The following is a 26,617-nucleotide window of genomic DNA, read 5'->3' on the forward strand; positions in this document are numbered from 1 at the left end:
TTAATTTAACATAGCATCTCCAAAAAAGATACATAAGCACTAGGTCCGCACCATGCCACCCTCGGTCAGCTCTTCGGTTTCCCCTTCCACCCCTGCCCCCTCACTGCGCTGGGGCCAGCGCCCCTGGTGGGTCGCGGTGGCCGGCATGCTGGCGCTGGCCTCGGCCATGGGCGTAGGGCGCTTTGCCTTTACCCCCCTGATGCCGATGATGCTGCACGACGGCAGCATCGACCTGGCGCAAGGCAGCTGGCTGGCGATGAGCAACTACCTGGGCTACTTTGTGGGTTCGCTGGTCTGCATGGTGCTGCCCTGGGTGGCCCCGGGCCTGATGCAGCGCCTGCACCCCTCGCGCATGGTGCACTGGTGGCTGTTCATCACTGCGGTGCTGACGGCGGCGATGGCGCTGCACTGGCCCGGCGCCTGGGCCAGCCTGCGCTTTGTCTCGGGCGTGGCCAGCGCGGTGGTGTTTCTCAATATCACCCTGTGGTGCATGTCGCAGCTGGCGCATCTGGGGCGGCCGCAGATGGGCGGCCTGCTGTTTTGCGGCCCGGGCATCGGCATTGCGCTCACGGGCCTGGCCACCAGCGCCATGGTGGCGGCCGGCTGGCATGCCGTCAGCGCCTGGCTGGCCTTTGCGCTGCTGGCGCTGGTGCTGTGGCTGATGGTGATGACGGTGGTGCGCGGGCCGCTGGCGCCGCCGCCAGCCCCCACGCAGACGGGCACTGCCGTGGCCGTCGCGCCCGAGGGGCCGGTGGACCGCTTGCTGCTGACCCTGGCCTACAGCCTGGCCGGCCTGGGCTATATCGTTACCGCCACCTACCTGCCGGTGATTGCGCGGGGCGCGCTGCCGGCCGATTCGATCTGGCCTGACCTGTTCTGGCCCATGTTTGGCGGCGGCGTGGCGCTGGGCGCCTACTTGTCGACCCATTTGCCCGCCCGTTGGGACCGGCGCCGGCTCCTGATGGCCGGCTACGGCATCCAGGCGGTGTCGATTGCGATCAGCGCGCTGTGGCCCACGCCGCTGGGCTTTTCGCTGGGCAGCCTGCTGCTGGGCCTGCCGTTTACCGCGCTGACTTTTTTTGCGCTGCAAGAGGCGCGCCGCATCTGGCCCAGCGCACTCAGCAGCTTTCCGGGCCTGCTGACTGCGGCCTATGGGCTGGGCCAGATTGTGGGCCCGCCCATGGTGGCCTGGATGCTGGCCCACAGCGCCAGTACCCAGCAGGGCTTTGCCTATGGCCTGGCGGCGGCGGGCGGCGCGCTGGTGCTGGGCATGGTGGTTCTGGCCGGCATGGTCTGGCGCCACCCCCACCAGGGCTGAGCGGCGGAAACGCCGCTGGCAGCCAACGGCAAGGGGGCTGCAAAACCGGGCGCCCAAAGGCGCCCGGCCCGCATGTCCAACTCGTGAAACATTGTTTGACCTTGGGGTAAACTCCGGGGCGCAAACGTTTGCGCCTATGCAAACATGCGGCATCTCGCGGCTACTGCTGTGGATAGCGCCGCGTGATGCACAACAATCCTTCGGAGACTTATCTCATGCGCTTTACCCGCCGTACCCTGACTGCTGCGCTGGCTTTGGCCACCGTGGCTGGTTTTTCCCACCAAGCCGTCGCGGCTGACAAGCCCAAGGTGGCGCTGGTGATGAAATCGCTGGCCAACGAGTTCTTCCGCACGATGGAAGACGGCGCCAAGGCGCACCAGAAGGCCAATGCCGCCCAGTACACGCTGGTGGCAAACGGCATCAAGGACGAGACCGATACGGCCGCGCAGATCAAGATGGTCGAGCAGATGGTGGCCCAGCGCGTGCAGGCCATCGTGATCGCTCCGGCAGATTCCAAGGCCCTGGTGTCGGTGCTGAAAAATGCAGCCGACAAGGGCGTGCTGATCGTCAATATCGACAACAAGCTCGATGCCGACGCGCTCAAGAGCAAGGACCTGAACGTGCCGTTTGTCGGTCCGGACAACCGTGCCGGCGCCAAGCTGGTGGGCGAGTTCCTCGGCAAGCAGCTGCAGGCCGGTGACAAGGTGGGTATCGTCGAAGGCGTCTCGACCACGTTCAATGCCCAGCAGCGCACCCTGGGCTTCCAGGACGCGATGAAGGCCGCTGGCGCCAATGTGGTCAGCCTGCAATCGGGCCAGTGGGAAATCGACAAGGGCAACACGGTGGCTGCCGGCATGCTGCGCGAGCACCCCGATCTGAAGGCGATCATGGCGGGCAACGACAGCATGGCGCTGGGCGTGGTCGCAGCGGTCAAGGCCTCGGGCCGCACCGGCAAGGTGCAGGTGGTGGGCTATGACAACATCGCCGCCATCAAGCCCATGCTCAAGGACGGGCGCGTGCTGGCGACTGCTGACCAGTACGCTGCCAAGCAGGCTGTGTTCGGTATCGAGATCGCGCTCAAGGCCCTGGCCGAGAAGAAAAAGCAGAGCGAGCTGCCCGCTGAGGTCAAGACCGATGTGGCCTTGGTGACCAAGGACAGCAAGTAACAACGGCGCACACCATGGCAACGACTGAGGCGCAAGGCGCCGGCACGCCACGCGTGCGTTTGCAGCAGATGGGCAAGGCCTACTCCGGCACCTTGGTGCTCGAGGGCGTGAGCCTGGATCTGCATGCGGGCGAGGTGATGGCGCTGACCGGAGAAAACGGCGCGGGCAAGAGCACCTTGTCCAAGATTCTGTGCGGGTTGGTGGATCCATCGCAGGGCCAGATGCAGCTCGATGGCAAGCCCTTTGCCCCCACATCGCGCCGCGATGCCGAGCGCCAGGGCGTGCGCATGGTGATGCAGGAGCTGGGCCTGGTGGCCACCTTGACGGTGGCCGAAAACCTGCTGCTGGGCCAGCTCCCCCACAAGATGGGCTGGCTGGACCATGCGGCGATGCGGGCGCTGGCCCGCACCCAGCTGGCCAAGATCGGCATGGAGCATATCGACCCGGACACCCCCGTCTCGCAGCTGGGCATTGGCCAGCAGCAGATGGTGGAGATCGCCCGCAATCTGCAGGATGGCACGCGGGTGCTGGTGCTCGATGAGCCCACCGCCATGCTCACGCTCAAGGAAACCGAGCACCTGTTCACGCAGATCGCGCTGCTCAAGGCGCGCGGTGTGGCCCTGGTCTATGTGTCGCACCGGCTCGAAGAGCTGCAGCGCATTGCCGACCGCGTGGCCGTGCTGCGCGATGGGCGCCTCGTCGATGTGCGGCCCATGCAGGGCGTGCAGGAGCATGAGCTGGTCGAGCGCATGGTCGGCCATGCGGTGCAGGACAACGAAGGCCGGCCGCGCCGCACACGCGGTGCGCTGCGCCTGTCTGCGAAAAATCTGCAACGCGGCGCGCAGGTGCGCGGCGTGAGTCTGTCGCTCTATGCGGGCGAGATCATGGGCCTGGCGGGCCTGGTCGGCTCGGGCCGTACCGAGCTGGTGCGCCTGCTGTTTGGTGCAGACCGCGCCGAGCAGGGCGAGATCAGCCTGCATGCCGCTGGCAGCGCGGCCGCCACGCATACGGTGGCGCCCAATTGGAGCAGCCCGGTGCAGGCCATCCGCGCCGGCATCGGCCTGGTGACCGAAGACCGCAAGTCGCAAGGCCTGCTGCTGTCGCAATCCATCCGCGCCAACACCACCTTGGCGGGCATGCACAAGATTGCGCGCGGCGGCTGGCTGCAGCGCGCCCAGGAGAGCGAAGTGGCGCGCCATTTTGTCGAACGCCTGCGCATCCGCTCGCGCAGCGCCGAGCAGGCTGTCTCCACCTTGAGCGGCGGCAACCAGCAAAAGGTGGTGTTTGCCCGCTGGCTGCACCAGCCCTGCGATGTGCTGCTGCTCGACGAGCCCACGCGCGGCGTCGATGTGGGCGCGCGCGCTGACATCTACCACGAGATCGACCGCATGTGCGACGACGGCAAGGCCGTCTTGATGGTCTCCAGCGATCTGCGCGAGTTGATGGCCATGTGCGACCGCATTGGCGTGATGCATGACGGCGAGCTGGTGGCCGTGTTCGAGCGCGGCCAGTGGAGTGACCAGCAGCTGCTGGCCGCCGCCTTTGGCAATGTGGATGAAGCCCCATTGGCCCACGCCGCAGCCCAGGCTGCAACCCCCGAATAAAAAAGCAGGCAAGAGGACCAAGCCATGACCACCCCCCTTTCCGCGCGCGCCAGCGCGCCTACGCCGTCGGCTGCCAAGGCCTCTTCGGGCCGCATGCAGGCCTGGGGCACCTATGTGGGCCTGTTTCTGGTGCTGGCCGCGATGGTCACGCTGTTCAGCTTCCTGAGCGAGTATTTCTGGAGCGCCGAGACCTTTGTCACCATCGCCAACGAGATCCCCGCACTGGCGGTGATGGCCGTGGGCATGACCTTTGTGCTGATCCTGGCGGGCATTGACCTGTCGGTGGGCTCGGTGCTGGCGCTGTCGGCGGCGGTGGCGGCCCAGGCGATTCTGGTCTGGGGCCTCAACCCCTGGGCCGCCGGCGCGCTGGGCCTGCTCTGCGGCCTGCTGTGTGGCGCGGTGCTGGGCTCGATCTCGGTGGTTTGGCGCCTGCCGACCTTTATCGTGTCGCTGGGCATGCTCGAAGCGCTGCGGGGCGCAGCCTACCTGGTGACCGACTCGCGCACCCAGTATGTGGGCGACGCGATCTCGGGCCTGGCCGCGCCCATTGCCTATGGTGTCTCGGCCGCCTTTGTCATCGCCATCGTCGTGGTGGCGCTGGGCCAGATTGTGCTGACCCGCACCGTGTTTGGCCGCTATGTGGTGGGCATCGGCACCAATGAAGAGGCCATGCGCCTGGCCGGTATCGACCCGCGACCCATCCGCATCCTGGTGTTTGCGCTGACCGGCCTGCTCGCCGGCCTGGCCGGCCTGATGCAGTCGGCGCGCCTCGAAGCGGCCGACCCCAATGCCGGCAGCGGCATGGAGCTGCAGGTGATTGCGGCCGTCGTGATTGGCGGCACCAGCCTGATGGGCGGACGCGGCTCGGTGATCGCGACCTTCTTTGGCGTGCTGATCATCGCGGTGCTGGAAGCGGGCCTGGCCCAGATTGGCGCCAGCGAGCCTGCCAAGCGCATCATCACCGGCGCTGTGATCGTCGTGGCCGTGATCATCGACACGGTGCGCCAGCGCCGTGCCGCACGCCGGGCCTGACGGTGGCAATGAGCAGTATCAAGGACGTGGCGCGCCTGGCGGGCGTGTCCGTCACCACGGTCTCGCATGTGCTCAACAAGACGCGTTCGGTGCTGCCAGCCACGCAAGAGCGCGTGCTCGAAGCCGTGCAGACCCTGGGCTATGTGCCCAGCGCCGTGGCGCGCAGCCTCAAGATCAACGCCACGCACACCCTCGGCATGCTGGTGCCGGACAACTCCAACCCCTATTTTGCCGAGCTGGTACGCGCCGTCGAAGACGCCTGCTTTGCCGCCGGCTATGCGCTGCTGCTGTGCAATACCGACAACCATGCCGGGCGCCAGCAGGTCTACCTGGATGTGCTGTCGCAAAAGCGGGTCGATGGCCTGATCGTGGCCTCGACCAGCGATGATGCGCTGATGTCCCAGCACCTGGCGCAAACCGCGCTGCCCATGGTGCTGATTGACCGGGCCATTGCCGGCCTGGAGCGGCCTTGCGTGCAGACCGACCATGTGCAAGGCGGCATGCTGGCCACCCAGCACCTGATGGCGCTGGGCCGCAAGCGCATCGCCTGCGTGGGCGGCCCGCAGGATCTGCAGTCCAGCGAGCAGCGGGTACAGGGCTGGCGCCAGGCACTGCAGCTGGTGGGCCTGCCCAGCGATTTGCTGGTGCATGGCGATTTCACCGCCAATGGCGGCTATGTGGCGATGCGGCGCCTGCTGCGCGACCGTGCTGCCGACCGGCCCACGGCTGTGTTTGCCTGCAACGACCTGATGGCCATGGGCGCGCTGCGCGCCGTGCATGAAGCAGGCCTGCAAGTGCCCCGCGATGTGGCCGTGGTGGGCTATGACGATATCGAGCTGGCGGGCTACACCCAGCCGGCGCTGACCACGGTGGCCCAGCCCACCCAGGCCATGGCCGAGCAAGCGCTGGCCTGGCTGCTAGAACGCATCCAGGCGGGCCGCAGCGCCGAGCCTGTCGCGGCGGCCACGCAGCTGCTGGTGCCGGCGCTGGTGACCCGGGAGAGCAGCCGGGCCCTGGCCCGGGCCGCCGTGCCGATTGCGATTGGAGAAACCCTGTGAATGTGCCTATCTTGAGCCAGGCCCCACGTATCGTGGTGCTCGGCAGTTTGAACATGGACCTGGTGCTGCGCGTGCCGCATATGCCGCGCGCGGGCGAGACCATGCTGGGCCAGTCGCTCAGCCAGGTGCCTGGCGGCAAGGGCGGCAACCAGGCCGTCAGCTGCGCGCGCCAGGGGGCGGCCGTGAGCCTGCTTTCTTGCGTGGGCGAGGACGCCTATGCCGACCAGCTGCTCGCCGGCCTCGTCGCCGACCATATCGATGTGCAGCATGTGCAGCGCAGCGCGCGCGATGCCACCGGCGTGGCTGTCATCAGCGTCGATGACAGTGCCCAGAACCAGATCGTGGTGGTGCCCGGTGCCAACCTGCGCTTGCAGGTGACCGAGCCGGTGCTGCGCCCGCTGCTGCAGGATGCCGACTATGTGGTGCTGCAGTTCGAGACGCCGCTGGAAGAAGTGGACCAGGCCTTGCGCAGCGCGCGCGCCGTGGGCTGCAAGACGGTGCTCAACCCCTCGCCGGTGCAGCCGCTGCCCGATGCCTGGTGGCCCCGCATCGATGTGCTGGTGGTGAACGAAGCCGAGGCCGCGCAGCTGAGTGGCAGCCCGGTCGACAGCCCCGAGAGCGCCGCCCGCGCCGCGCGCTGGCTGCAGGCCAAGGGCGCCGGCCAGGTGGTGGTGACCCTGGGCAGCCAGGGCGCCGTTTGCTGCGATGCGAACTCGCCAGCGGGTGCCGAAGCCCCCGCCCATTGGCACCGTGCCCCCCAGGTGCAGGCGGTCGATACCACCGCTGCGGGCGACACCTTTTTGGGCGCGCTCACCGTGCAGCTGGCCTCCGGTGCCAGCCTGGACGAGGCCACGCAGTGGGCCATCCGCGCCGCTGGCATCTGCGTCACCCGCGCTGGCGCGCAGCCGTCCATCCCCTTTCATGCCGAGGTAGCGACCCGCACCGAAGCGAGCCCCTGGAGCCCCTTATGAAGCGTGCTGCGCTGTTGAATATCGAGTTGTCGCAAATCATCGCCGCGATGGGCCATGGCGACATGCTGGTGATTGGCGATGCCGGCCTGCCGGTGCCCCCCGGCGTGCGCCGCGTGGACCTGGCCGTGGCGCGCGGTGTGCCGAGCCTGGACCAGGTGCTGCAGGCCATCCTGAGCGAGCTGCAGGTGGAAGCGGCCATCGTCGCCAATGAGTGCCTGGACGGTCAGCAACTGCCGGCCTGGTACCAGCAGCGCCAGGCCGATGGCCTGCCCAGCGCGCCGCAGTGCGTCTCGCACGAAGAATTCAAGGCCATGAGCCGCCAGGCCGTAGCGGTGGTGCGCACCGGCGAGTGCACGCCGTACGCCAATATCGCGCTGCGCTCCGGCGTCGCGTTCTAAGCACTGACATCCAACGTGCCATCAACAAGGGCCTCTGCTGCAAAGCAAGAGGCCCTTTGAACAAGCGTTCGGTGGTGGCTTAGACGCTAGCCGGAGGCAACGTTTGCGCCGGCGTGCTGCGTGCCAGCGGCGCCAGCGGCAGGCGCAGCACAAAGACTGCGCCGCCACCCTCACGCCCCTCGCAGTGCACGCTGCCTTCGTGGCGTTCGGCAATCGAGCGCACCAGGGCCAGGCCCAGGCCCACGCCGCCATGGCGCTCGCTGGCGCCGGGCATGCGGTAAAAGGATTCAAAAATGCGCTCGCGCTGGTCGGGCGGCACGCCGGGGCCCCGGTCGGCCACGCGGATCTCGGCATAGGCGCCTTGCTTGTCCAAGAACAAGGTGATCGGGCCCTGGGAGTAGCGGCGGGCGTTTTCCAGCAGGTTGCGCACCGCGCGGCGCAGCAGCTTGGCAATGCCGCGCACCTCGATGGCATCGCCATGCATGTCGGCGACTTCCAGGTCGGCCTCGACCCGCGCGCACTCTTCGGCGCACAGGCCAATGATGTCGATCATCTCGGAGCTGCCGACATCGGCCTCGCGCGCGCCCAGGCGGCTGGCCAGCAGGATCTCGTCAACCAGCTGGTCGAGCTCGGCGATATTGCGCTGGATCTCCTGCTTGAAGGTGGGCGAGGGCTTCTCGCCCATCAGCTCCACCCCCATGCGGATGCGGGTCAGCGGGCTGCGCAGCTCATGCGAGGAGTTGGCCAGCAGCGATTTGTGCGCCTGCACCAGCGCCTCGATACGGGCGGCGGCGGCATTGAACTGCTCGGCCAGGTCGCTGACCTCGTCATTGCCGCGTACATCGACGCGCACCGACAGGTCGCCATCGCCAAACTGCTTGACGCCTTTGCGCAGCGCCTCGAGCCGGCCCATCAGGCGGCGGATGATGGGGAACACGCCGACCACGACGACGACACCGATGAGCCCCAGCATCCAGAAAAAGCCAAACGGCGGCTTGACCCAGAACCACCAGGGGCCCAGGTTGGGCGGCGGTGGGCGGTGGCCTTCACCCCGGCCGGAGCGGCGCTGCAGCTCCATCTCGTAGGTGCGGCCCTGGTCGTCCTCAATCAGGTAGAGCACCAGCTCGCTCGGGTCGCCGGGCTGGCGCACTGCCTCGCCATGCAGCAGCACCCCGCCATCGGCACTGCGGATCAGCAGCTCGCGCGCGGGCGGCTGCAGCGGCGTGGCGTTTTTCTCCGCCGCCGCCTGCCAGGCCCAGCCAATCACCAGGATCAGCACGGCCACGCCGCCCACCACGGTGAGCCAGATGCGCAGATAAAGCCGCTCGGCGAAGTATTTGTAGAGATGCATGCGTGCAAACGTGCAAAGGGGCGCTAGCGCCGGGGCTCAGTCCTGCTGTTTGGCAAACACATAGCCCACGCCGCGCACGGTCAGAATACGGCGCGGATTCTTGGCATCGGCCTCGATGGCGGCGCGGATGCGGCCCATGTGCACATCGATGGAGCGGTCAAAGGCCTCGAGCTCGCGGCCGCGCACCGCTTCCATGATCTGGTCGCGGCTGAGCACGCGGCCGGCGCGCTCGGCGAGGGTGACCAGCAGGTCAAACTGGTAGCTGGTCAGGTCGGCGGGCTTGCCGCTGATGGTGACAGCCCGGGCGTCGCGGTCGATCTCGAGGCTGCCAAAGCGCAGCACCTGGCTGGCGGGGGCTGCGGCGCTGCCACCATCGACGCGGCGGCGCAGAATGGCGCGGATGCGGGCGAGCAGCTCGCGCGGCTCAAAAGGTTTGGGCAGGTAGTCATCGGCGCCCACTTCGAGGCCGATGACGCGGTCCATCGGGTCGCCCTTGGCGGTGAGCATCAGGATAGGCACCTGGGCTGCGGGGCCGCTCAAGGTACGGATGCGGCGGCAGACCTCCAGGCCGTCCAGATCGGGCAGCATCAGGTCGAGGATGACCAGGTCGGGCGACTGGCCGCTGGCCGGGTCCTGCAGGGCCGACAGGCCGCTGGCGCCATCGGCCATGTGGCTGACCTGCAGCCCCGACTGGGCCAGATACTCGCTCACCATATTGGCCAGACGCTCGTCATCTTCGATCATCAACAGTTGGTGGGTATGCATGGCAGTCATGGTTATGGGCGGGTGAACCCGCAGATTTTGCTATAGAGGGCCATGGTGGCACGCTGGGGTCGCGCCGGATTGTCCCTGCCGTAAAGTTTGGTAAACCGCGCCCGGGCCCTGTCAACCTCTTTATGACCTGCCCGGCACCGGTGTGATGCGCGAGGCCAGCCAGACCAGCACCAGCACCGGCAGCCCCAGCAGCGCCGTCGACACAAAGAACTGCGCATAGCCAAAATGGTCCACATAGACGCCCGAGAAGCCGGCAATCCACTTGGGCAGCAGCATCATCATCGAGCTGAACAGCGCGTACTGGGTGGCCGAGTAGTTCACATTCGTCAGGCTCGACAGGTAGGCGATAAAGGCGGCCGACGCAATGCCGCCGGCCAGGTTGTCGGCCGAGACCACCGCAATCAGGCCCACCAGGTCATGGCCGCGCGTGGCCAGCCAGGCAAACAGCAGGTTGCTGCCGGCCGACAGCACGGCGCCCAGCATCAAGACCCGCATCACGCCGATGCGCATCGAGATCACGCCGCCAATAAAGGCGCCGACCAAGGTCATGATGACGCCAAAGATCTTGCTGACCGAGGCGACCTCGGCCTCGGTGTAGCCCATGTCGACATAGAAAGGGTTGGCCATGATGCCCATCACCACGTCCGAGATGCGGTAGATCGCAATCAGCGCCAGGATCAGCACCGCATGCCAGCCGTAGCGGCCAACAAAGTCGGCAAACGGGGCGACCAGCGCCTCCTGCAGCCACTGGGCGGCATTGCGGGCGGGGGTCATGGGCTTGGCCGCCGGCTCGGGCGACAGCAGCACGGTGACCACGCCCACCAGCATCGAGGCGGCCATCACCATATAGGCAAAGCCCCAGGCCTGGCGCTGGTAGTCGCCCGCACCTTCTTGCAGGCCCAGGGCCACCAGCCACAGCACGCCGGCGCCGGCCCAGATCATCGCGATGCGGTAGCCGGTCTGGTAGGTGGCGGCCAGCGCCGCCTGGCGATCGGCATCGGCCGATTCGATGCGGTAGGCATCGAGCGCAATATCCTGCGTGGCCGAGCCAAAGGCCACCGCCAGCGCGCACCAGACCACATGCTTGAGGTGCAGCTGCGGATCGACCCAGGCCATGCCCAGCAGGCCGGCAACTACCAGGCCCTGGGCCAGCAGCAGCCAGCTGCGCCGGCGCCCCAGCAGGCGCGTGAGGACCGGCAGCGGCAGCCGGTCAACCAGCGGCGACCAGACCCATTTGAAGGCATAGGCCAGGCCCACCCAGCTGAGGTAGCCAATGGTGCTGCGGTCAATCCCTGCCTTGCGCAGCCAGAACGACAAGGTGCCCAGCACCAGCAGCAGCGGCAGGCCGGCAGAAAAGCCCAGCGCCAGCATGCGCAGGCTGGCCGGCTCGGTATAGACGCGAAACGTGTCCGCCCAGGAGCGGCGGGCGGCGGGGGAGGAGGCGGTAGCGGGCGAAGAGGTGTCGGCCATGCGGACGAGGCGTGCAGTAAAAAGGGGCGGGCCAGGCCAGGCCCGGACAATGCGTCAATATACGCTGATCCGCGCTGCTGACCGGGGCAAGCGGGGCAACAAGGGGCCAGCGCCAGCGCTTGGCTACACTGTGCGCTATGCACTGATGCACCGCTGCTGCCATGGCCGACCACCACCACCACCGATTGCTGGCTCCTGACTACTCTGTTCGCCACTACGAAGGCGAGCAGCAGGCGCACAGCCATGACCATGTGCAGCTCTTGTATGCGCTGGCCGGCCGCATGGAGCTGGAGGTCGATGGCAAGGCCGCCTATGTCGACACTGCCAGCGGCGTGGTGATACCGGCAGGTGCCACCCACGCCTACCTGGCACAAAAGGGCAGCGCGCTGGCCGTGGTGGATGTGCCCGACGGCGCCGACTGGGCGCAGATGCGCCGCTTTGCCGCCCCGCCGCGCGACTGGCTCGCCACCCATGCCTCCGCCTTGACGGTGGCCCAGGCCCATGTGGCCTGGGTGCAGCAGTCGCCCGCGCTGCTGCTGCGCCGCGCACTCGATGTGCAGGCCATCACCGCTGCAGTGCGGGCCGACCTGGCCGGCGACTGGCGCACGCCCCAGTTGGCGGCGCTGGCGCACCTGAGCGCCCAGCGCTTTCATGTGCGCTGGCAGGAGCTGACTGGCAGCACCCCCCAGCAATGGCTGCGCGACCTGCGTCTGACCGAGGCCAGCCAGGCGCTGGCCGCCGGCCAGCCGCTGGAGACCACGGCGCTGCGCTGCGGCTACAGCACGGCCAGCGCGCTGGCCTATGCGCTGCGGCGCGATCGCGGTGTGGGCAGCCGCAGCCTGCGCAAGGGCGCAGGCGCTTGATGCTCTGGGCACTTTGGGTACGTTGGCCAGCACAGGCACAAGCGTTTCTCGACATTTGCCCCGGCCCCGTCGCGGCACCATAGCGGCATGACACAGACTTCCAGCGGCATGGTATCCCCCGCCCCTTCTTCATTTTTCAGCGCCTCTGCGCAAGGCATTACGCTGGTCGCCATTGCCGGCGTGCTCTGGGGCACCAGCGGTACGGCCCAGTACCTGGGGGCGGCGGGGCTGTCGCCGTTCTGGGTGGGTGCGGCGCAGCTGGCGGTGGCTGCGGCATTTTTGGGCCTGAGCCTGCTGTGGGCGCGGCGTGGCAGCACCGGCAGCCTGGTGCTGCGGCCCAGCCAGGCGGGGCTGCGGCTGTCGTCGTTCTTCTGGGCATCGCTGGGCATTGGCGGCTACAGCGTGTTCTTTTATGCCGGCCTGCAGATGGCGGGGGTAGGCGTGGGCACGGCCGTGGCCATTGGCAGCAGCCCCATCTGGGCGGGCCTGCTGCAGGCGGTGGTGCTGCGCGCGCCGCTGTCGCCGCTGTGGTGGCTGGGCACCCTGGTCAGCGTGGCCGGTGGTGTGGCCATGGTGATGGGCGAGGGCGGCAGCAGCCAGGTCTCCTGGCCCGGGCTGGCGCTGTGTCTGCTCGCCGGTCTGTCCTATGCCGGCTATGCGCTGGTCAATAAGCGTCTGGTCAGCCATATGTCTCCCAAGGTGGTGAACTTCTATGTGTTCAGCGGCGCGGCCCTGCTGGCGCTGCCGGTGGCCGCGCTGTATGCGGGCATGCCGCAGTGGAGCCTGTCTGCCGTGCTGGTGGTCGTCTATCTGGGCGCCGTTGTCTCGGGCATTGCACACTTGCTGTTCTCGATGGGCCTGCGCCATATCTCGGGGCCCACTGGGGTGGCGCTCAGCCTCATCGAGCCAGTAGCGGCCTTTGTGCTGGCCGTGTGGATCGTCGGCGAACACCAGCCCTGGGTGGCCTGGGTGGGGCTGGCGGCGGTGCTGCTGGGGCTATGGGTGGTGGTGAAAGCCGAGATGCGGGCTTGATTTGTTCAGACAACGAAGTGGGATTTGGCCATTGGGTGACACTCTTGCTTCGGTGATCTGCTTGTTGGGCCAGGGCGATAGTTTTAGCCACAAGCTGGTTAAAAACTTGTGCAAACATCGTGTTTTCATGATTGGAACTGGAATGCCTGATCTGCCCCATCCCTCACCATTGTTCAGCTGCGCCTGCCATGGGCGCCGCGCCTGGCTGCAGACCCTGGTCGCAGGGGCTGCCGTGGTGGGTGCCGGTAGCGCGGGCAGTGCCTGGGCGCAGGTGGATGTAGGCAAGTCATCGGCGCTGCGCAACCTGGTGCCAGCCGAAGCGCTGGAGCAGGCGGCGCAGCAGCAGTACGGGGAGCTGCTGGCGCAGGCCAAGCAGCAGGGCGCATTGGCGGGGCCGGGCAATGCCCAGCTGCAGCGCCTGCAGACGATTGCCCAGCGCCTGATTGCACAGGCCCTGCCCTGGAACCCACGTGCCAAGGACTGGAAGTGGCAGGTGAACCTGATAGGCAGCAAGCAGATCAACGCCTTTTGCATGCCCGGCGGCAAGATCGTGTTCTACACCGGGCTCATTGACCAGCTCCAGCTGAGTGACGACGAGATTGCGATGGTCATGGGCCACGAGATGGCGCATGCGCTGCGCGAGCATTCGCGCGAACAGCTGGCCAAGACCCAGGCCACCGGGCTGGGCATCCGCCTGGGCGCGGCGATTTTTGGCCTGGGCGATATGGGTACCGCCGCCGCCAACCTGGGCGGGCAGCTGCTGACGCTCAAGTTCAGCCGCTCCGATGAATCCGATGCCGATCTGGTGGGGCTGGAGATCGCTGCACGTGCCGGCTATGCACCGCAGGCCGCCGTCAGCTTGTGGGAGAAGATGGGCGCGGCCACCGGTAAAGGCGGCATCGGCTTTCTGTCCACCCACCCGACCGGGCCCAACCGCATCGCCAGCCTGCAGGCCAATGTGCCCAAGGTGCAAGGCCTCTACGAGCAAGCCAAGCGCTAAACGGTCTTACACCCAGGCCACCACCATCGGGTTCTTGCGCGAGAACAGTGCCACATGCGCGTCGATTGCATGGCGTACCCTGGCCAGTGCCTCGGGATTGTCAGCGCTGCAGACAAAGGACAGCATGTCGCCCTCGGCCCGCAGGCTGCAGTGGCCCCAGGGGAACTGGGCCTCGCCCTGGTGGCTGTCGTACTGCACGCTGATCTTGCGGCTGAAGTGGTAGCACAGGCGCTGCAGATAGCGGCTGGCCTCCGGGGTGGCGACCTGGCCTTGGGTGCTGAGGCTTGTCAGCGCGGGCTCGGACATGGCACTCAGTCCTCGATCGCCATTGCCAGCGCCTGCTGTGCCGCTGGCAGCATGGCGCTGCCATGGTCGGCACCGGGAAAGCTGGCATAGCGCAGCGCCAGGCCTGGCGCGCCGCGCAGGCCCTCCATCAGCGCGGGGATGCCCGGGGCGCTCTGGCGCTGGCGCCGTATGGCGTCGCGGGCCGGGTCGCTCGCGGGGGCGGATGGCGCGGGCGGCGATGCCTGCGTGGATGGCGCTGCAGGCCGCGCTTCGCGCTCGCCTTGCGTGACCAGCAGCCGTAGCGGCGGTGCATCCTTCGCCTGGCTGGCGGCATGCGCCAAAAATCCGGGCAAGGCTTGCAGCACCAAGCCATCGCGCCACCAGATCGAGGGGCTGGCGGCGACATAGCGCTGAAAGCTACCGGGGCGGGTCAGCAGCGCATGCAGCACGCACAGGCCGCCATACGAGTGGCCAAAAAAGGTCTGGCGCGTGGTGTCGATCGGCAAGCTCCCCTCCACCAGCGGGCGCACCTGCTGGTCGATAAAGTCGAGGAAATGGTCGGCGCCGCCTTCGGCGCGTCCGCGCGCATCGGTGGCGGGGCCGGGCGCAGGCGGCGTGTAGTCATAGCTGCGGGCGCTCAGGTCCAGCACCGCGCTGTCGGCATAGCCCAGGCCGACGACCACGGCGCCTTGCGTGGGCACCGAGGGCCCGCGCGCAAAGCGGTTGCGCATCAGCTGCGCGGTGGGCGTGAACAGCAGGTTGCCGTCCAGCAGGTAGAGCACCGGGTAGCCCTGGGGCGGTGGCGGGGCGGGCGGCACGGCCACCATGATGCGGTGCACGCGATCCGGTGCGCCCGGGCCGGGCATGCCGGGGGCGCGCAGGTCCAGCTGCCGCGTGCCGGGCAGGGTCACGGGTGGCGCGTCCTTCAGGCTGCTTTGCCAGGCGCAGCCGGGCAGCGCAAGCGCAGCGCCCAGGCCCAGCAGGCGGCGCCGGGTCACATCGGCCAGCTGGGCCAAGGGCAGGGTGGGGAAGGTGGGCAGGGCGAGTTGCATAGGGGCTGGGCTTGCGGCAAATCAACCATGGGCTTGAGAATGATTTGCATTAAGAAATTATCATGGCAAGCATGGCACAAACCCGCTTGGCCCATGTTTGCTGCAGCAAGAAAGATGTTTGCGCATGCTGGGCTCCTTCAACACGCTCTACCGGCCTGGCCTATGCGCGCCCCTGATTCCGCGACCAATGCCGAGGCAGAGCTGCGCGCCCATGTTTCGCGGCTGCGCGAGCTGCGCCCGGGCCTGCACCTGCACAGCGAAGACGGCTGCGACCCGCGCGACCAGACCGCGCAGGCCGAGATCGACGCCGGGCTGCGCCTGGTGGTGTTGCTGGAAGGGCGTATCGATGTCTCTTACGGTTTGACCCGGGTGGCGCTGAGCCACCAAGGCGCAGGCGCCAGCGCCGCGCTGGTGTCGGTGGCCGAGCGCGAGCGCTTTGAGCGGCGGGCGCGCTCGGGCGTGTACTCGCGCCGTGTCAGCCTGGGGCTCACCCCCGCCTGGCTGGCCCAGGCCGGGGGTGGCGATGGCGCTGCCTGGCCCGATCTGCAGCGCTTCATGCACGAGCACCTGGCCACGCGCCACTGGCAGCTGTCGCCGCGCGCTGCGGTGATTGCCGAGCAGATCGTGCACCCGCCGGGGCTGACGCCGCTGCTGCAGCACATGTACCTGGAGAGCCATGCGCTGGAGCTCTTGGGCGAGGCGCTGGCCACCGTGGGCGATGGCGAGGCCGCAGCTCCGGGCGGCAGTGCGGCAGGCCTGTTGCCGCGCGAGCACCAGCGGCTGCGCGCGCTGCATGCGTTTCTGGCCTCGGGCCAGGCCGATACGCTGTCGATGGATGCGATTGCGCGCCAGGCGGGCGTCAATGCCAGCACCTTGCAGCGCCAGTTCCGCAGCGTCTACGGCACCACGGTGTTTGAGTTTTTGCGCGAATGCCGGCTGCAGCGCGCCCGCCAGGCGCTGGAGCGCGACGGCATTACCGTGGGCCAGGCCGCGCTGCTGGCTGGCTACACCAGCGCCGCCAACTTTGCCACCGCCTACCGCCGGCGCTTTGGCCTGGCGCCCAAGCTGGCGCGGGTCCGGGTCTAAAGCCAAATTGCTCCTGATTGACCGCCTGTTCCTCGAACGGGCGGCTTTGCCGCTGGCGCAAACATCTTTGTTGGCCGCGCAAACCACGGACCGCCCCCCAGATGGAAGAATTCAGTACTTGGTAATGAAAATCATTCATCTTTACAAAAGGGGCGGTATGGCGATCCAGGCAGGGGAACAGGGGTGGCGCTTGCGCGCTGTGGCAGCAGCGGTGCTGGTGTTGGGGGTGCAGGCGGCGGCGCAGGCACAAACCCCGGCACCGGCAACCACACCGTCGGAGCAGGATCCGACCTTGGAGACGGTGCAGGTGCTGGGCACGGCAGAAAGTGCCTGGAAGCAGGCACCGGGCGTCTCGACCGTCACGCGCGAGGACCTGGACAGCCAGCCGAGCAATGACCTCGCCGATGTGCTGCGCCAGCAGCCCGGTGTGAACCTGACCAGCAACTCCAGCAGCGGCCAGCGCGGCAACAACCGCCAGATCGACCTGCGCGGCATGGGCCCGGAAAACACCTTGATCCTGGTCGATAGCAAACCCGTCAACAGCCGCGGATCGGTGCGCTACGGCTGGCGCGGCGAGCGCGACACGCGAGGCGACATGAACTGGGTGCCGCAGGAGGCCGTCGAGCAGATCGAGGTGCTGCGCGGCCCCGCCGCTGCCCGCTACGGCAATGGCGCAGCCGGCGGCGTGGTCAACATCATCACCAAGGGCATCCCCGACAAGCTGAGTGGCAGCGCGACGGCGTACTACAACCAGCCAGAAGATTCGCGCGACGGCAGCAGCAGCCGCACCAGCTTCTCGCTGGCCGGGCCGATCTCCGAGCAGCTGGGCTTTCGTCTGAGCGGCAATGTGGACAAGACCGATGCGGACGCCTGGGACATCAACCAAGGCCATGCCTCGACCCGCACCGGCATTTATGCCGGCACCTTCCCTGCGGGCCGCGAAGGGGTGCGTGACCGCAACCTCTCGGGGCGCCTGAGCCTCAAGCCCGCAGCGGGCCACCGCATCGACTTGGATGCCAGCTTTGCGCGCCAGGGCAACATCTATGCGGGTGATACGCAAAACACCAACAACTACACCGTCGATGCGAATGGCAACCTGGTCGCCACCTCGCAGCGCGTGCTCGATGCGCTGGGCACCGAGACCAACCGCATGTACCGCTCGACCTATGCCGTCACGCACAAGGGCGAGTACGACTTTGGCAGCTCCACCGCCTACCTGCAGTACGAAACCACGCGCAACACCCGCATGAACGAAGGCCTGGCCGGCGGCACCGAAGGCCTGTTCTCCAGCGATGCCTATGGCACCTCCAAGCTCGACATCCTGACCGCCCATGGCGAGATCAGCGCCCGGGGTAAATGGGGCAGCCTGCCCCATGTGATGACCGTGGGCGCCGAGTGGGTGGAGCAAAAGCTCGAAGACAGCAACTCCGTCTCGCAAACCACGACCGAGGCTGGCAGCGTGCCCGGGGTGGACAACACCGGCCGCAGCGGCAAGATCTCCTCGCGCATTGCCTCGCTCTTTGTCGAAGACAACATCGAGCTCAATGCCAGAACCCTGCTGACCCCCGGCCTGCGCCTGGACCAGCACAGCGAGGTGGGCACCAACTGGAGCCCGTCGCTGAACCTGTCGCACTACCTGACGGACAAGGTCACGTTGAAGGCCGGTGTGGCGCGGGCCTACAAGGCCCCCAACCTCTACCAGATGAACCCCAACTACCTGCTCTACAGCCGTGGCATTGGCTGCTGGGGCGCGGGTGGGGCCTGCTATCTGATGGGCAATGCCGACCTCAAGCCCGAGACCAGCATCAACAAGGAGCTGGGCATCGAGTATGCCGACGAGGGCCTGCTCGCCGGCGTCACCCTGTTCCACAACGACTACCGCAACAAAATCGATGCGGGCATGACCCCGGTGGGCACCGCGACCGGCGGCACCGGTGCCTATGCCAATGCCGATGTGTTCACCTGGACCAATATCCCCAAGGCGGTGGTCTCTGGCGTGGAGGGCACGTTCAACGTCAAGCTCAGCCCCGCAGTGCGCCTGAGCAACAACCTCACCTACATGGTGCAGAGCAAGAACAAGACCACCGGCGAGCAGCTGTCCATCATCCCCAAGTACACGCTCAATTCACGCGTGGAGTGGCAGACCACCAATGCCTTGCAGCTGCTCGGCTCGGTGACCTGGTACGGCGGGCAAAAGCCCAACAAGCTCGACTACCAGGGTCTGCCGCTGACTGGCGAGGAAACCCGCCGCCTGGCCCCCTATGCGCTGGTGGGCGTGGGCGCGCGCTACAGCTTTACCAAGGATGTCACCCTGACCGCCGGCATCAAGAACCTGTTTGACAAGCGCCTCTACCGCATGGGCAATGCCGTGGGTGTGAACAACCCGCGCACCATCTACGGCGCCGGTGCCGCAACCTACAACGAGCCCGGTCGCTCGTTCTACGCCTCGCTCACGGCCAAGTTCTGATCGGCGCGCCATGTAAAAAAGGCCAGCGGCATGCCGCTGGCCTTTGGCGTTCAAGTGCTGATCTGGGATCAGGTGCCGCCCACATAGGGGTTGCTTTGGCGCTCACGGCCAAAGCTGCTCTCGGGGCCATGGCCGGGGATGAACACCGTCGCATCGCCCATGGGCCACAGCCGCTGGGTGATGGAGTCGATCAGCTGCTGGTGGTTGCCCTGGGGGAAATCGGTGCGGCCAATGCTGCCGGCAAACAGCACATCACCCACAAAGCAGCGCGTGATCTGCGGCGCATGGAAGACCACATGGCCGGGGGTGTGGCCCGGGCAATGGCGCACCTGCAGGGTTTCCTGCCCGATGCTGACCGTATCGCCATCCTGCAGCCAGCGCGTGGGCGTAAAGCTTTGCGCAGGCGGAAAGCCAAACATCTGGCTTTGCTGGGGCAGGCCATCAATCCAGAACTGGTCGCCGGGGTGCGGGCCAATGATCGGCAGGCCGCGCTGCTCGGCCAGCGCCCCGGCGCCACCGGCATGGTCGATATGCGCATGGGTGAGCCAGATGGCCTGGAGCTGCAGACCCAGGCGCGCGATCTCCGCTTCGATGCGCTCCAGATCACCGCCGGGATCGATAACGGCGGCCTCCATCTGCTGGTCGCACCAGACCAGGGAGCAGTTTTGCTGAAACGCGGTGACGGGAATCGTGTGGTAGTGGAGCATGGTTGGTGTGGGGGCTGGCGGCCACGCACAGGGCTGGCGTGTGCAGGGCGCAATACGGCTATTGTGCGGCAAGCTGTGGTGGGCTTGGAGCTGGGCGGGGTTCGGCGCTGCAAGTGGGTGCCGCTTGGAGGATGGTTTGTAGAATCAGCACTTCGCCCCCTGCTTTCACCACCTGTCTGGATTCTTGATGCCCCGCCCCCCTGCCTTGCCACGTTCGGATTGGGTGCTGCGCAGCCCGCCTTCCGACCGCATGGAGCGCATCGAGGCCTGGTTCCAGGGCAATGCCTACGCGATGCACCGCCACGACACCTATGCGATAGGGCGCACCCTGGCGGGCGTGCAGAGCTTTCACTACCGGCGCGGCCGGCGCGACAGCCTGGCCGGCAGCACCCTGGTGCTGCATCCCGACGAAGCGCATGACGGGCAGGCCGGCACGGACGAGGGCTTTCGCTACCGCATGGTCTATGTGGAGCCCGCGCTGATCCAGGACATTCTGGGCGGCAGCGCGCTGCCATTTCTGGAGGGCGGTATCACCAACGACCCGGCTATATCGGCCGCTGCCGAGGCCCTGCTGCAAGGCGTGGACGATACGGTCGAGCCGCTGGAGCAAAGCGATGCGCTGGCGCAGCTGGCCCATGCGCTGGCCGCTGCCACCGGCGGGCCCGGCACAAGGCGCGCCAAAGCCAAGGGCGACTACCAGGCCGCACACCGTGCGCGTGACTACCTGCTGGCCCATGCCAGCAGCGGGGTAGCACTCGATGCGCTGGAAGCGGCTACCGGCCGCGACCGCTGGAGCCTGTCGCATGATTTCCGCATGTTCTACGGCACCAGCCCTTACCGCTACCTCACCATGCGCCGGCTCGATGCCCTGCGGCGCGGGTTGCTGGCGGGCCTGTCGCTGGCCGATGCTGCCCAGGACGCCGGCTTTGCCGACCAAAGCCATATGACGCGGCATTTTCTGAAAACCTTTGGCATCACCCCGGGGCGCTGGCTGCAGGTCATGCGCCAGGCATCGCGCCGCTGAACGCTTGCCCACAAACGTTCAATACTTTTGGGCGGTGCATTCTTAAGCTGGCTGCTGTTTTCAACCTATCCAGCAAGACCATGCCAGCATCTACCGAAACATTTCCCACTCCAAGCCACCGTGGCCAAGGCCAGTCCATCGATCTGCTGGGCAAGATCGCATTGCTGCAGGGCCACTGGCAGCCGCGCGTGGTCGCAGAGATGAACGACTACCAGTTCAAGCTCGTCAAGATCGCCGGCGAATTTTTGTGGCACCAGCACAGCGACACCGATGAAACCTTTATCGTCCTCGATGGCGAGTTGCGCATCGACCTGCGCGACGCCAGCGGCAGCCTCCGCGCCATCCACCTGCAGGCCGGCCAGATGGCCGTCATCCCCCAAGGCCTGGAGCACAAACCCTTTGCACAGGCCGAGGTCCAGCTGCTGCTGATCGAGCCGCGTGGGGTGGCGAATACGGGGGATGGGGAGGCGGGGGAGCGTACGGTGGCGAATGATCTCTGGATCTGATCGCGGCCCAGCCATGGACATGACTTGCATAGTAGATATGCAAGGCCCTAGGCAAAAATGCGCGTAGCCCAAACCGCTGGCCCGTGATACAAGGAGTTCAGCGCTGCAGGCATGGCCGGGCACACCGGCGCTCTGCAAGCGAGTTGATCCCTGAACCAGGAGCGCGCATCCATGTCCAGCACCTTGTCACCGACGTCCGCAGCAGCGGCGCCGCAGCCAGCGCCAGCAAACCCGCAATGCATAGGGGTGCCGCGCGAGATATTTCCCGGTGAAAAGCGCGTGGCCACCGTGCCTGCGGTGGTGGAGAAGCTGGTCAAGCTGGGCTTTCGCGTCAGCGTGGCGGCAGGCGCTGGCGCCGCTGCCAGCTTTGGCGATGAGGCCTACCGCGCAGCGGGCGCCCAGGTGCTGCCCAGCGCAGCGATCTGGGCGGGGGCTGACATACTCTTCAAGGTACGGCCACCGACGCCCGACGAGGTCGAATGGATGCATGCCGGCCAGATTCTGGTCGGCTTTGTCTGGCCTGCGCAAAACCCCGCGTTGATGGCGCAGCTGGCGGCCAAGGGGCTGACGGTGCTGGCCATGGATGCGCTGCCGCGCACCCTGAGCCGCGCGCAGAAGATGGATGCGCTGACCTCGATGGCGGGCGTCAGCGGTTACCGGGCGGTGGTCGAAGCGGCCCATGCCTTTGGGCGCTTTTTCAACGGCCAGATCACGGCGGCGGGCAAGGTGCCGCCGGCGCAGGTGTTTATTGCGGGAGCAGGGGTGGCTGGTTTGTCGGCGATTGGCACAGCGGTCAGCCTGGGCGCCGTGGTGCGCGCCAACGATACGCGGGCCGAAGCGGCCGACCAGGTGGTGTCGCTGGGCGGCACCTTTGTGCCGGTGGACTATGCCGAAGAGGGCGCTGGTGGTGGCGGCTACGCCAAGGTGATGAGCGAGGGCTTTCAGGCGGCGCAGCGCCAGATGTATGCGCAGCAGGCCGCATGGGCCGACATCATCATCACCACGGCCCTGATCCCCGGCAAGCCCGCGCCCCGGCTGATCACCGCCGAGATGGTGCAGGCGATGAAGCCCGGCAGCGTGATTGTGGACATGGCCGCCGAGCAGGGCGGCAACTGCGAACTGACGGTGCCCGGTGAGGCCGTGGTGCGCCACGGCGTGACGATTGTGGGCTACACCGACCTGGCCTCGCGCCTGGCGGCGCAGTCGTCCACCCTGTATGCCAACAACCTGCTGCGCCTGACCGAGGAGCTGTGCAAGGCCAAGGATGGGCATGCGCTGGTGGACATGGAGGACGATGCGATCCGGGGCCTGACGGTGGTGTACCAGGGCAGCATCAGCTGGCCCGCGCCTGCGCTGGCGGCCGCGCCCGTGGCCAAGCCGGCAGCGGCTACTGTGGGGGCTGCGGGCACTGCAGCAGCCAGCCCGGCGGCGGCCAAAAAGCGCGGCCACGGCCATGGCGCCGGTAGCCCCTTGCCGGCGCGCAGCCTGGCGATCATCTTTGCGGTGCTGGCACTGCTCTTCTGGCTCATTGGCGCCCATGCGCCGGCGGCCTTCCTGGGGCATCTGACGGTGTTTGTGCTGGCCTGCTTTATCGGCTACATGGTGGTCTGGAACGTGACGCCCGCGCTGCACACACCGCTGATGAGCGTGACCAATGCGATCTCCAGCATCATCGCCATTGGCGCGCTGGTGCAGATGGCGCCGCCGGGCGTGGTGGGCTCCGACCGGCCGGGGCTGCTGATCGGCGCACTGGCCTTTGTGGCGCTGGTGCTCACGGCGATCAATATGTTTGGTGGTTTTGCGGTCACGCGCCGCATGCTGGCCATGTTCCGCAAATAGGCCACCGAGGTAGAACCGCATGACCGAAAGCCTTGCCACCGTCGCCTACCTGGGCGCTGCCATCTTGTTCATCCTCAGCCTGGGCGGGCTGTCACACCCCGAGACCGCGCGGCGCGGCAATCTGCTGGGCATGCTGGGCATGGGCCTGGCGGTGCTGGTGACCATTTTTGGTCCGCGCGTCTCGCAGTCCGGCGTCGTGGCGATTGTCATCGCGCTGGTGCTGGGCGGCGGCATCGGCCTGTATGCCGCCAAGCGGGTCAAGATGACCCAGATGCCCGAGCTGGTGGCGCTGATGCACAGCCTCGTCGGCTTGGCCGCCTGCCTGGTGGGTTTTGCCAGCTATGTCGATACCTCTCATCCGCTGCAAGGTGCCGAGAAGGCCATCCATGCGGCCGAGATCTATATCGGCATTCTCATTGGCGCGGTCACCTTCTCAGGCTCGCTGGTGGCCTTTGGCAAGCTCAATGGCCGCATTGGTGGCAAGCCGCTCCTGCTGCCGGGCCGGCATCTGCTCAACCTGCTGGGGTTGGTGGTGGTGGTCGCGCTGGGCTGCTGGTTTGTGCAGAGCGCATCGCTGGGCCTGGGCATGCTGGCACTGCTGGTGATGACTGCCATCGCGCTGCTGTTTGGCGTGCACATGGTGATGGCCATTGGCGGGGCCGACATGCCGGTGGTGGTGTCCATGCTCAACAGCTATTCGGGCTGGGCCGCAGCGGCCACGGGCTTCATGCTGGGCAATGACCTGCTGATCGTCACCGGCGCGCTGGTGGGCTCGTCCGGTGCGATCCTGAGCTACATCATGTGCCAGGCGATGAACCGCAGCTTTATCAGCGTGATCGCTGGCGGTTTTGGCAGTGGCGCGCCTACGCCGGCGGGGCAGGCGGGCGTGGTGCCCCAGGGTGAGGTGGTGGCGGTGACGGCGGCCGAAACCGCCGAGATGCTGCGCGAGGCCAAGCGCGTGGTCATCGTGCCGGGCTATGGCATGGCAGTCGCCCAGGCCCAGCACACCGTCAACGAGATCACCCGCACCCTGCGTGAGCGCGGCGTCGAGGTGCGCTTTGCGATTCACCCGGTCGCTGGCCGCATGCCGGGCCACATGAATGTGCTGCTGGCCGAGGCCAAGCTGCCCTATGACATCGTGCTGGAGATGGACGAGATCAATGACGACTTTCCCGACACCGATGTGGCCATGGTCATTGGCGCCAATGACATCGTGAACCCGGCCGCGCAGGACGACCCGGCCAGCCCGATTGCCGGCATGCCGGTGCTGGAGGTCTGGAAGGCGCGCCAGTCGATCGTGATGAAGCGCTCGATGGCGACCGGTTACGCCGGCGTGGACAACCCGCTTTTCTACAAGGACAACAACCGCATGCTGTTTGGCGATGCCAAGCAGATGCTCGATGAAGTGCTGGCGACGCTCAAAAGCTGAGCGCTCTTACCATTCAAAGGCCGAATCGCTGCTGGGAAAGCGCGCTACCGGGCACTCGCCGCTGCGGGCATAGCGGTCGGCATAGTTGAAGCGGTAGGCCATCTCGCTGCCATGGCGGCAGGGCAGTCCGCCGTAGAGGCGCGCATAGGTTGCGCGCGCACCGCTGCTGCTGCGGTAGGTGTCTTCGGCCTTGAAGACCAGCTTGCCCTCCTTGTCCTGGATGCGCAAGGTGCCGAACGAGGCATTGTTGGGCGTCTCGTAGTCGACCAGCATGTCCGCGCCCTGCTGGCCCAGCTGCGAGATGATCAGAAAGTTGGCGCGCTGCTCGGCCACCAGCTGCTCCCGGCTCAGCACCCGCATCGTGGCGGTGGACTGCAGCCGGGGTGCCAGTGCCAGGGCCTTGCCTTCGAGCACGATGATGGCGGCGGTATTGTCTGGTGAATCCCGTGTAGGGCCTGCCAGCAGCACCTTGGACAGGCGCTGGGTCAGCGCCTCCACCAGCTCCTGCGTGCTGTAATCCGATGCATCCTTGGCGCAGGCGGCGGTGCTGGCCAGCAGGCCGGCCAGAAGAAGAGGGGCTGCAGTGATGCGCATGGAGGTCTCCCGATGGGCGCTGTGGGCTCCCGGCACCTGGGACGCAGGGGCCAGGCCGGAGGGTTACAGCTGGAAGTCGTAATCGATGGTGATCGGGGCGTGGTCCGAGAACTTCACATCCTTGTAGATATGCTCCCTGCGGGCCAGCGCGGCAATCGCGGGCGTGGCCAGGTGGTAGTCCAGGCGCCAGCCCACGTTGTTGGCATAGGCCTGGCCCCGGTTGCTCCACCAGGTGTAGCAGGCATCGGTGGTATCGGGCTGCAGCACGCGGTACACATCGACCAGGCCGCCGGTCTCGGTCTCTTTCTCCAGCAGCTGGGTCATCCAGCTGCGCTCTTCGGGCAGAAAGCCGCTGTTTTTCTGGTTGCTGCGCCAGTTCTTGATATCGGCATTGGTGTGGGCAATGTTGACATCGCCGCAGAGAATGAAGTCGCGCTCGGCGCGCAGGCGCATCAGGTGCGGGTGCAGCTCGGCCAGAAAGCGGTACTTGGCGGCCTGGCGGATCTCGCCGGAGCTGCCGCTGGGGAAGTAGCAGCTGATGATGGAGAACTTGCGCGTGGGCGTGTCAAAGCGCAGCTCCACGTAGCGGCCTTCGGCATCGAACTCGTTGGGCGAGAAGCCGATCACCACATCGCTGGGCGCATGGCGGGTGTAGACGCCCACGCCCGAGTAGCCTTTTTTCTCGGCAAACTGGAAATACCCGTTCATCTCATCGATGACGTCGAACTTGTCCAGCATATCCGCTTGCTGTGCCTTGATTTCCTGCACACAAATACAATCGGGCCGGGTTGTCTCAATCCAGGGGATCACGCCCTTGGTGGCAGCGGAGCGGATGCCGTTGAGGTTGAGGCTGGTTAATTTGAACAAGGATTGGGTCATGGTCGTTAGTCTCCCACAGTCAGGCGCGGATGCGCAGCTGGCGCAGGATTTTGTAGAGTTTGCCGTGGACGCGGGCGTGCTGCGCTTTGGGCAGTTCACCACCAAGGCCGGCCGCATCAGCCCGTATTTCTTCAATGCAGGCTTGTTCGATGACGGCGCCAAGATGGCGCGTCTGTCCGAATTCTATGCAAAAGCGATTCTGGCCAGCGGTGTGGCATTCGACATGGTGTTCGGCCCGGCCTACAAGGGCATTCCGCTGGCCGCGACCGTGGCCGTGGAGCTGGCGCGCCAGGGCAAGAACGTGCCCTTTGCCTATAACCGCAAAGAGGCCAAGGACCATGGCGAAGGCGGCAGCCTGGTGGGCGCCCCGCTCAAGGGCCGGGTGCTGATCATTGACGATGTGATGTCGGCCGGTACCGCCGCGCGCGAATCGATTGCGCTGATCAAGGGCGCGGGCGCCATCCCCCACGCCATGGCCATTGCATTGGACAGACAGGAAAAAGCCACTGAGAATGGCAAGGATGTGGCGCATAGTGCGGTGCAATATGTGCGTGACCAGCTGGGCATGCAGGTCTGCACCATCGCCAAACTGGAGGACCTGCTGGCCTTTCTGGCCCAGGGCGCGGCAGCCGATTCGATGCGTGAACACCACAGTCAGGTGCTGGCGTACCGGGAACGTTATGGCGTTGGCAATTGATTATTAGAATTCGAT

25 protein-coding genes are annotated in these 26,617 nt (G+C 66.7%); 17 read left to right on the forward strand and 8 right to left on the reverse strand.

Annotated features, from left to right (window positions below; translation table 11 throughout):
- Nucleotides 1-52 precede the first annotated feature (52 nt).
- The 7 genes from WH265_RS19120 (at nt 53) to rbsD (ending at nt 7,547) form a co-directional block, all read left to right on the forward strand.
- Nucleotides 53-1,318 (forward strand): YbfB/YjiJ family MFS transporter, encoded by a 1,266-nt coding sequence (locus tag WH265_RS19120; RefSeq protein ID WP_339559342.1) that lies wholly within the window; start codon nt 53-55, stop codon nt 1,316-1,318.
- Between the two features lie 215 nt (nt 1,319-1,533).
- A complete protein-coding gene (locus WH265_RS19125; protein ID WP_021027463.1) occupies nt 1,534-2,484 on the forward strand; it encodes a sugar ABC transporter substrate-binding protein in 951 nt (316 codons plus the stop codon).
- 14 nt (nt 2,485-2,498) lie between these two features.
- Nucleotides 2,499-4,088, forward strand: a complete 1,590-nt coding sequence (locus WH265_RS19130) for a sugar ABC transporter ATP-binding protein (RefSeq protein ID WP_339559343.1) — start codon at nt 2,499-2,501, stop codon at nt 4,086-4,088.
- A gap of 24 nt (nt 4,089-4,112) precedes the next feature.
- Nucleotides 4,113-5,120, forward strand: a complete 1,008-nt coding sequence (locus WH265_RS19135; protein WP_339559344.1) for an ABC transporter permease — start codon at nt 4,113-4,115, stop codon at nt 5,118-5,120.
- An 8-nt stretch (nt 5,121-5,128) separates the two neighbouring features.
- Nucleotides 5,129-6,178, forward strand: a complete 1,050-nt coding sequence (locus WH265_RS19140) for a LacI family DNA-binding transcriptional regulator (RefSeq protein WP_339559345.1) — start codon at nt 5,129-5,131, stop codon at nt 6,176-6,178.
- Complete coding sequence (rbsK, locus tag WH265_RS19145; protein WP_339559346.1) at nt 6,175-7,149, forward strand: ribokinase; 975 nt, start codon at nt 6,175-6,177, stop codon at nt 7,147-7,149. The genes WH265_RS19140 and rbsK overlap by 4 nt, the downstream gene beginning before the upstream one ends.
- Nucleotides 7,146-7,547 (forward strand): D-ribose pyranase, encoded by a 402-nt coding sequence (gene rbsD, locus WH265_RS19150; protein WP_133857564.1) that lies wholly within the window; start codon nt 7,146-7,148, stop codon nt 7,545-7,547. The genes rbsK and rbsD overlap by 4 nt, the downstream gene beginning before the upstream one ends.
- Before the next feature lie 79 nt (nt 7,548-7,626).
- Here rbsD and WH265_RS19155 read toward each other — a convergent pair whose 3' ends face one another.
- The 3 genes from WH265_RS19155 to WH265_RS19165 form a co-directional block, all read right to left on the reverse strand.
- Nucleotides 7,627-8,898 (reverse strand): sensor histidine kinase, encoded by a 1,272-nt coding sequence (locus WH265_RS19155; protein WP_339535853.1) that lies wholly within the window; start codon nt 8,896-8,898, stop codon nt 7,627-7,629.
- A gap of 36 nt (nt 8,899-8,934) precedes the next feature.
- Complete coding sequence (locus tag WH265_RS19160; protein ID WP_043340843.1) at nt 8,935-9,663, reverse strand: response regulator transcription factor; 729 nt, start codon at nt 9,661-9,663, stop codon at nt 8,935-8,937.
- Nucleotides 9,664-9,792: 129 nt separating this feature from the next.
- Entirely contained in the window at nt 9,793-11,142 is a 1,350-nt protein-coding gene (locus WH265_RS19165; RefSeq protein WP_339559347.1) for an AmpG family muropeptide MFS transporter, read from the reverse strand.
- Nucleotides 11,143-11,303: 161 nt separating this feature from the next.
- Here WH265_RS19165 and WH265_RS19170 point away from each other — a divergent pair, with 161 nt between their 5' ends.
- From WH265_RS19170 to WH265_RS19180, 3 genes are all read left to right on the forward strand, one after another.
- On the forward strand, nt 11,304-12,005 hold the full coding sequence (locus WH265_RS19170; protein ID WP_339535855.1) for an AraC family transcriptional regulator: 702 nt from the start codon (nt 11,304-11,306) through the stop codon (nt 12,003-12,005).
- 87 nt (nt 12,006-12,092) lie between these two features.
- On the forward strand, nt 12,093-13,037 hold the full coding sequence (locus WH265_RS19175) for a DMT family transporter (protein WP_339559348.1): 945 nt from the start codon (nt 12,093-12,095) through the stop codon (nt 13,035-13,037).
- Between the two features lie 142 nt (nt 13,038-13,179).
- Nucleotides 13,180-14,037 carry a M48 family metallopeptidase gene (locus WH265_RS19180; protein WP_339559349.1) on the forward strand — a complete coding sequence of 286 codons (858 nt, stop codon included), beginning with the start codon at nt 13,180-13,182 and terminating at the stop codon, nt 14,035-14,037.
- Between the two features lie 6 nt (nt 14,038-14,043).
- Here WH265_RS19180 and WH265_RS19185 read toward each other — a convergent pair whose 3' ends face one another.
- On the reverse strand, nt 14,044-14,343 hold the full coding sequence (locus tag WH265_RS19185; protein ID WP_339559350.1) for a DUF2218 domain-containing protein: 300 nt from the start codon (nt 14,341-14,343) through the stop codon (nt 14,044-14,046).
- 5 nt (nt 14,344-14,348) lie between these two features.
- A complete protein-coding gene (locus WH265_RS19190) occupies nt 14,349-15,374 on the reverse strand; it encodes an alpha/beta hydrolase (protein WP_339559351.1) in 1,026 nt (341 codons plus the stop codon).
- Between the two features lie 162 nt (nt 15,375-15,536).
- On the opposite strand from WH265_RS19190, the gene WH265_RS19195 reads away from it, so the two are divergent.
- Both WH265_RS19195 and WH265_RS19200 read left to right on the forward strand, forming a co-directional pair.
- Nucleotides 15,537-16,460 (forward strand): helix-turn-helix transcriptional regulator, encoded by a 924-nt coding sequence (locus tag WH265_RS19195; protein ID WP_339559352.1) that lies wholly within the window; start codon nt 15,537-15,539, stop codon nt 16,458-16,460.
- A 199-nt stretch (nt 16,461-16,659) separates the two neighbouring features.
- On the forward strand, nt 16,660-18,927 hold the full coding sequence (locus WH265_RS19200) for a TonB-dependent siderophore receptor (RefSeq protein WP_339559447.1): 2,268 nt from the start codon (nt 16,660-16,662) through the stop codon (nt 18,925-18,927).
- Nucleotides 18,928-18,995: 68 nt separating this feature from the next.
- Here the strand turns inward: WH265_RS19200 and WH265_RS19205 are convergent, their stop codons facing one another.
- The gene (locus WH265_RS19205) at nt 18,996-19,634 is read right to left on the reverse strand and encodes an MBL fold metallo-hydrolase (RefSeq protein WP_339535864.1); all 639 of its coding nucleotides are present in this window, start codon (nt 19,632-19,634) and stop codon (nt 18,996-18,998) included.
- Between the two features lie 187 nt (nt 19,635-19,821).
- Between WH265_RS19205 and WH265_RS19210 the strand changes: the two genes are divergently transcribed.
- The 4 genes from WH265_RS19210 to pntB all read left to right on the forward strand — a co-directional run bounded on the left by WH265_RS19210 (nt 19,822) and on the right by pntB (nt 24,432).
- The gene (locus tag WH265_RS19210) at nt 19,822-20,658 is read left to right on the forward strand and encodes an AraC family transcriptional regulator (RefSeq protein ID WP_339559353.1); all 837 of its coding nucleotides are present in this window, start codon (nt 19,822-19,824) and stop codon (nt 20,656-20,658) included.
- 80 nt (nt 20,659-20,738) lie between these two features.
- Complete coding sequence (locus WH265_RS19215; RefSeq protein ID WP_312990373.1) at nt 20,739-21,164, forward strand: cupin domain-containing protein; 426 nt, start codon at nt 20,739-20,741, stop codon at nt 21,162-21,164.
- 171 nt (nt 21,165-21,335) lie between these two features.
- A complete protein-coding gene (locus tag WH265_RS19220) occupies nt 21,336-23,003 on the forward strand; it encodes a Re/Si-specific NAD(P)(+) transhydrogenase subunit alpha (protein WP_339559354.1) in 1,668 nt (555 codons plus the stop codon).
- A 19-nt stretch (nt 23,004-23,022) separates the two neighbouring features.
- Nucleotides 23,023-24,432, forward strand: a complete 1,410-nt coding sequence (gene pntB, locus WH265_RS19225; protein WP_339559355.1) for a Re/Si-specific NAD(P)(+) transhydrogenase subunit beta — start codon at nt 23,023-23,025, stop codon at nt 24,430-24,432.
- A 6-nt stretch (nt 24,433-24,438) separates the two neighbouring features.
- Here pntB and WH265_RS19230 read toward each other — a convergent pair whose 3' ends face one another.
- A complete protein-coding gene (locus WH265_RS19230; RefSeq protein ID WP_339559356.1) occupies nt 24,439-25,026 on the reverse strand; it encodes a hypothetical protein in 588 nt (195 codons plus the stop codon).
- A 63-nt stretch (nt 25,027-25,089) separates the two neighbouring features.
- Entirely contained in the window at nt 25,090-25,893 is an 804-nt protein-coding gene (locus tag WH265_RS19235) for an exodeoxyribonuclease III (RefSeq protein WP_339559448.1), read from the reverse strand.
- A gap of 10 nt (nt 25,894-25,903) precedes the next feature.
- Here WH265_RS19235 and pyrE point away from each other — a divergent pair, with 10 nt between their 5' ends.
- Nucleotides 25,904-26,602 carry an orotate phosphoribosyltransferase gene (pyrE, locus tag WH265_RS19240; protein WP_312990435.1) on the forward strand — a complete coding sequence of 233 codons (699 nt, stop codon included), beginning with the start codon at nt 25,904-25,906 and terminating at the stop codon, nt 26,600-26,602.
- Nucleotides 26,603-26,617: the final 15 nt, after the last annotated feature.

The sequence above is a fragment of the Comamonas sp. MYb396 genome, assembly GCF_037479555.1.
In the GTDB taxonomy this organism is placed as follows: domain Bacteria; phylum Pseudomonadota; class Gammaproteobacteria; order Burkholderiales; family Burkholderiaceae_C; genus Comamonas.

Excerpts from the sequence above, each read along its gene's own strand:
- WH265_RS19120 (WP_339559342.1), top strand. The coding sequence starts at position 53 with ATGCCACCCTCGGTCAGCTCTTCGGTTTCCCCTTCCACCCCTGCCCCC.
- WH265_RS19125 (WP_021027463.1), top strand. The coding sequence starts at position 1,534 with ATGCGCTTTACCCGCCGTACCCTGACTGCTGCGCTGGCTTTGGCCACC.
- WH265_RS19130 (WP_339559343.1), top strand. The coding sequence starts at position 2,499 with ATGGCAACGACTGAGGCGCAAGGCGCCGGCACGCCACGCGTGCGTTTG.
- WH265_RS19135 (WP_339559344.1), top strand. The coding sequence starts at position 4,113 with ATGACCACCCCCCTTTCCGCGCGCGCCAGCGCGCCTACGCCGTCGGCT.
- WH265_RS19140 (WP_339559345.1), top strand. The coding sequence starts at position 5,129 with ATGAGCAGTATCAAGGACGTGGCGCGCCTGGCGGGCGTGTCCGTCACC.
- rbsD (WP_133857564.1), top strand. The coding sequence starts at position 7,146 with ATGAAGCGTGCTGCGCTGTTGAATATCGAGTTGTCGCAAATCATCGCC.
- WH265_RS19155 (WP_339535853.1), bottom strand. The coding sequence starts at position 8,898 with ATGCATCTCTACAAATACTTCGCCGAGCGGCTTTATCTGCGCATCTGG.
- WH265_RS19160 (WP_043340843.1), bottom strand. The coding sequence starts at position 9,663 with ATGCATACCCACCAACTGTTGATGATCGAAGATGACGAGCGTCTGGCC.
- WH265_RS19165 (WP_339559347.1), bottom strand. The coding sequence starts at position 11,142 with ATGGCCGACACCTCTTCGCCCGCTACCGCCTCCTCCCCCGCCGCCCGC.
- WH265_RS19170 (WP_339535855.1), top strand. The coding sequence starts at position 11,304 with ATGGCCGACCACCACCACCACCGATTGCTGGCTCCTGACTACTCTGTT.
- WH265_RS19175 (WP_339559348.1), top strand. The coding sequence starts at position 12,093 with ATGACACAGACTTCCAGCGGCATGGTATCCCCCGCCCCTTCTTCATTT.
- WH265_RS19180 (WP_339559349.1), top strand. The coding sequence starts at position 13,180 with ATGCCTGATCTGCCCCATCCCTCACCATTGTTCAGCTGCGCCTGCCAT.
- WH265_RS19185 (WP_339559350.1), bottom strand. The coding sequence starts at position 14,343 with ATGTCCGAGCCCGCGCTGACAAGCCTCAGCACCCAAGGCCAGGTCGCC.
- WH265_RS19190 (WP_339559351.1), bottom strand. The coding sequence starts at position 15,374 with ATGCAACTCGCCCTGCCCACCTTCCCCACCCTGCCCTTGGCCCAGCTG.
- WH265_RS19195 (WP_339559352.1), top strand. The coding sequence starts at position 15,537 with ATGCGCGCCCCTGATTCCGCGACCAATGCCGAGGCAGAGCTGCGCGCC.
- WH265_RS19205 (WP_339535864.1), bottom strand. The coding sequence starts at position 19,634 with ATGCTCCACTACCACACGATTCCCGTCACCGCGTTTCAGCAAAACTGC.
- WH265_RS19210 (WP_339559353.1), top strand. The coding sequence starts at position 19,822 with ATGCCCCGCCCCCCTGCCTTGCCACGTTCGGATTGGGTGCTGCGCAGC.
- WH265_RS19215 (WP_312990373.1), top strand. The coding sequence starts at position 20,739 with ATGCCAGCATCTACCGAAACATTTCCCACTCCAAGCCACCGTGGCCAA.
- WH265_RS19220 (WP_339559354.1), top strand. The coding sequence starts at position 21,336 with ATGTCCAGCACCTTGTCACCGACGTCCGCAGCAGCGGCGCCGCAGCCA.
- pntB (WP_339559355.1), top strand. The coding sequence starts at position 23,023 with ATGACCGAAAGCCTTGCCACCGTCGCCTACCTGGGCGCTGCCATCTTG.
- WH265_RS19230 (WP_339559356.1), bottom strand. The coding sequence starts at position 25,026 with ATGCGCATCACTGCAGCCCCTCTTCTTCTGGCCGGCCTGCTGGCCAGC.
- pyrE (WP_312990435.1), top strand. The coding sequence starts at position 25,904 with ATGGTCGTTAGTCTCCCACAGTCAGGCGCGGATGCGCAGCTGGCGCAG.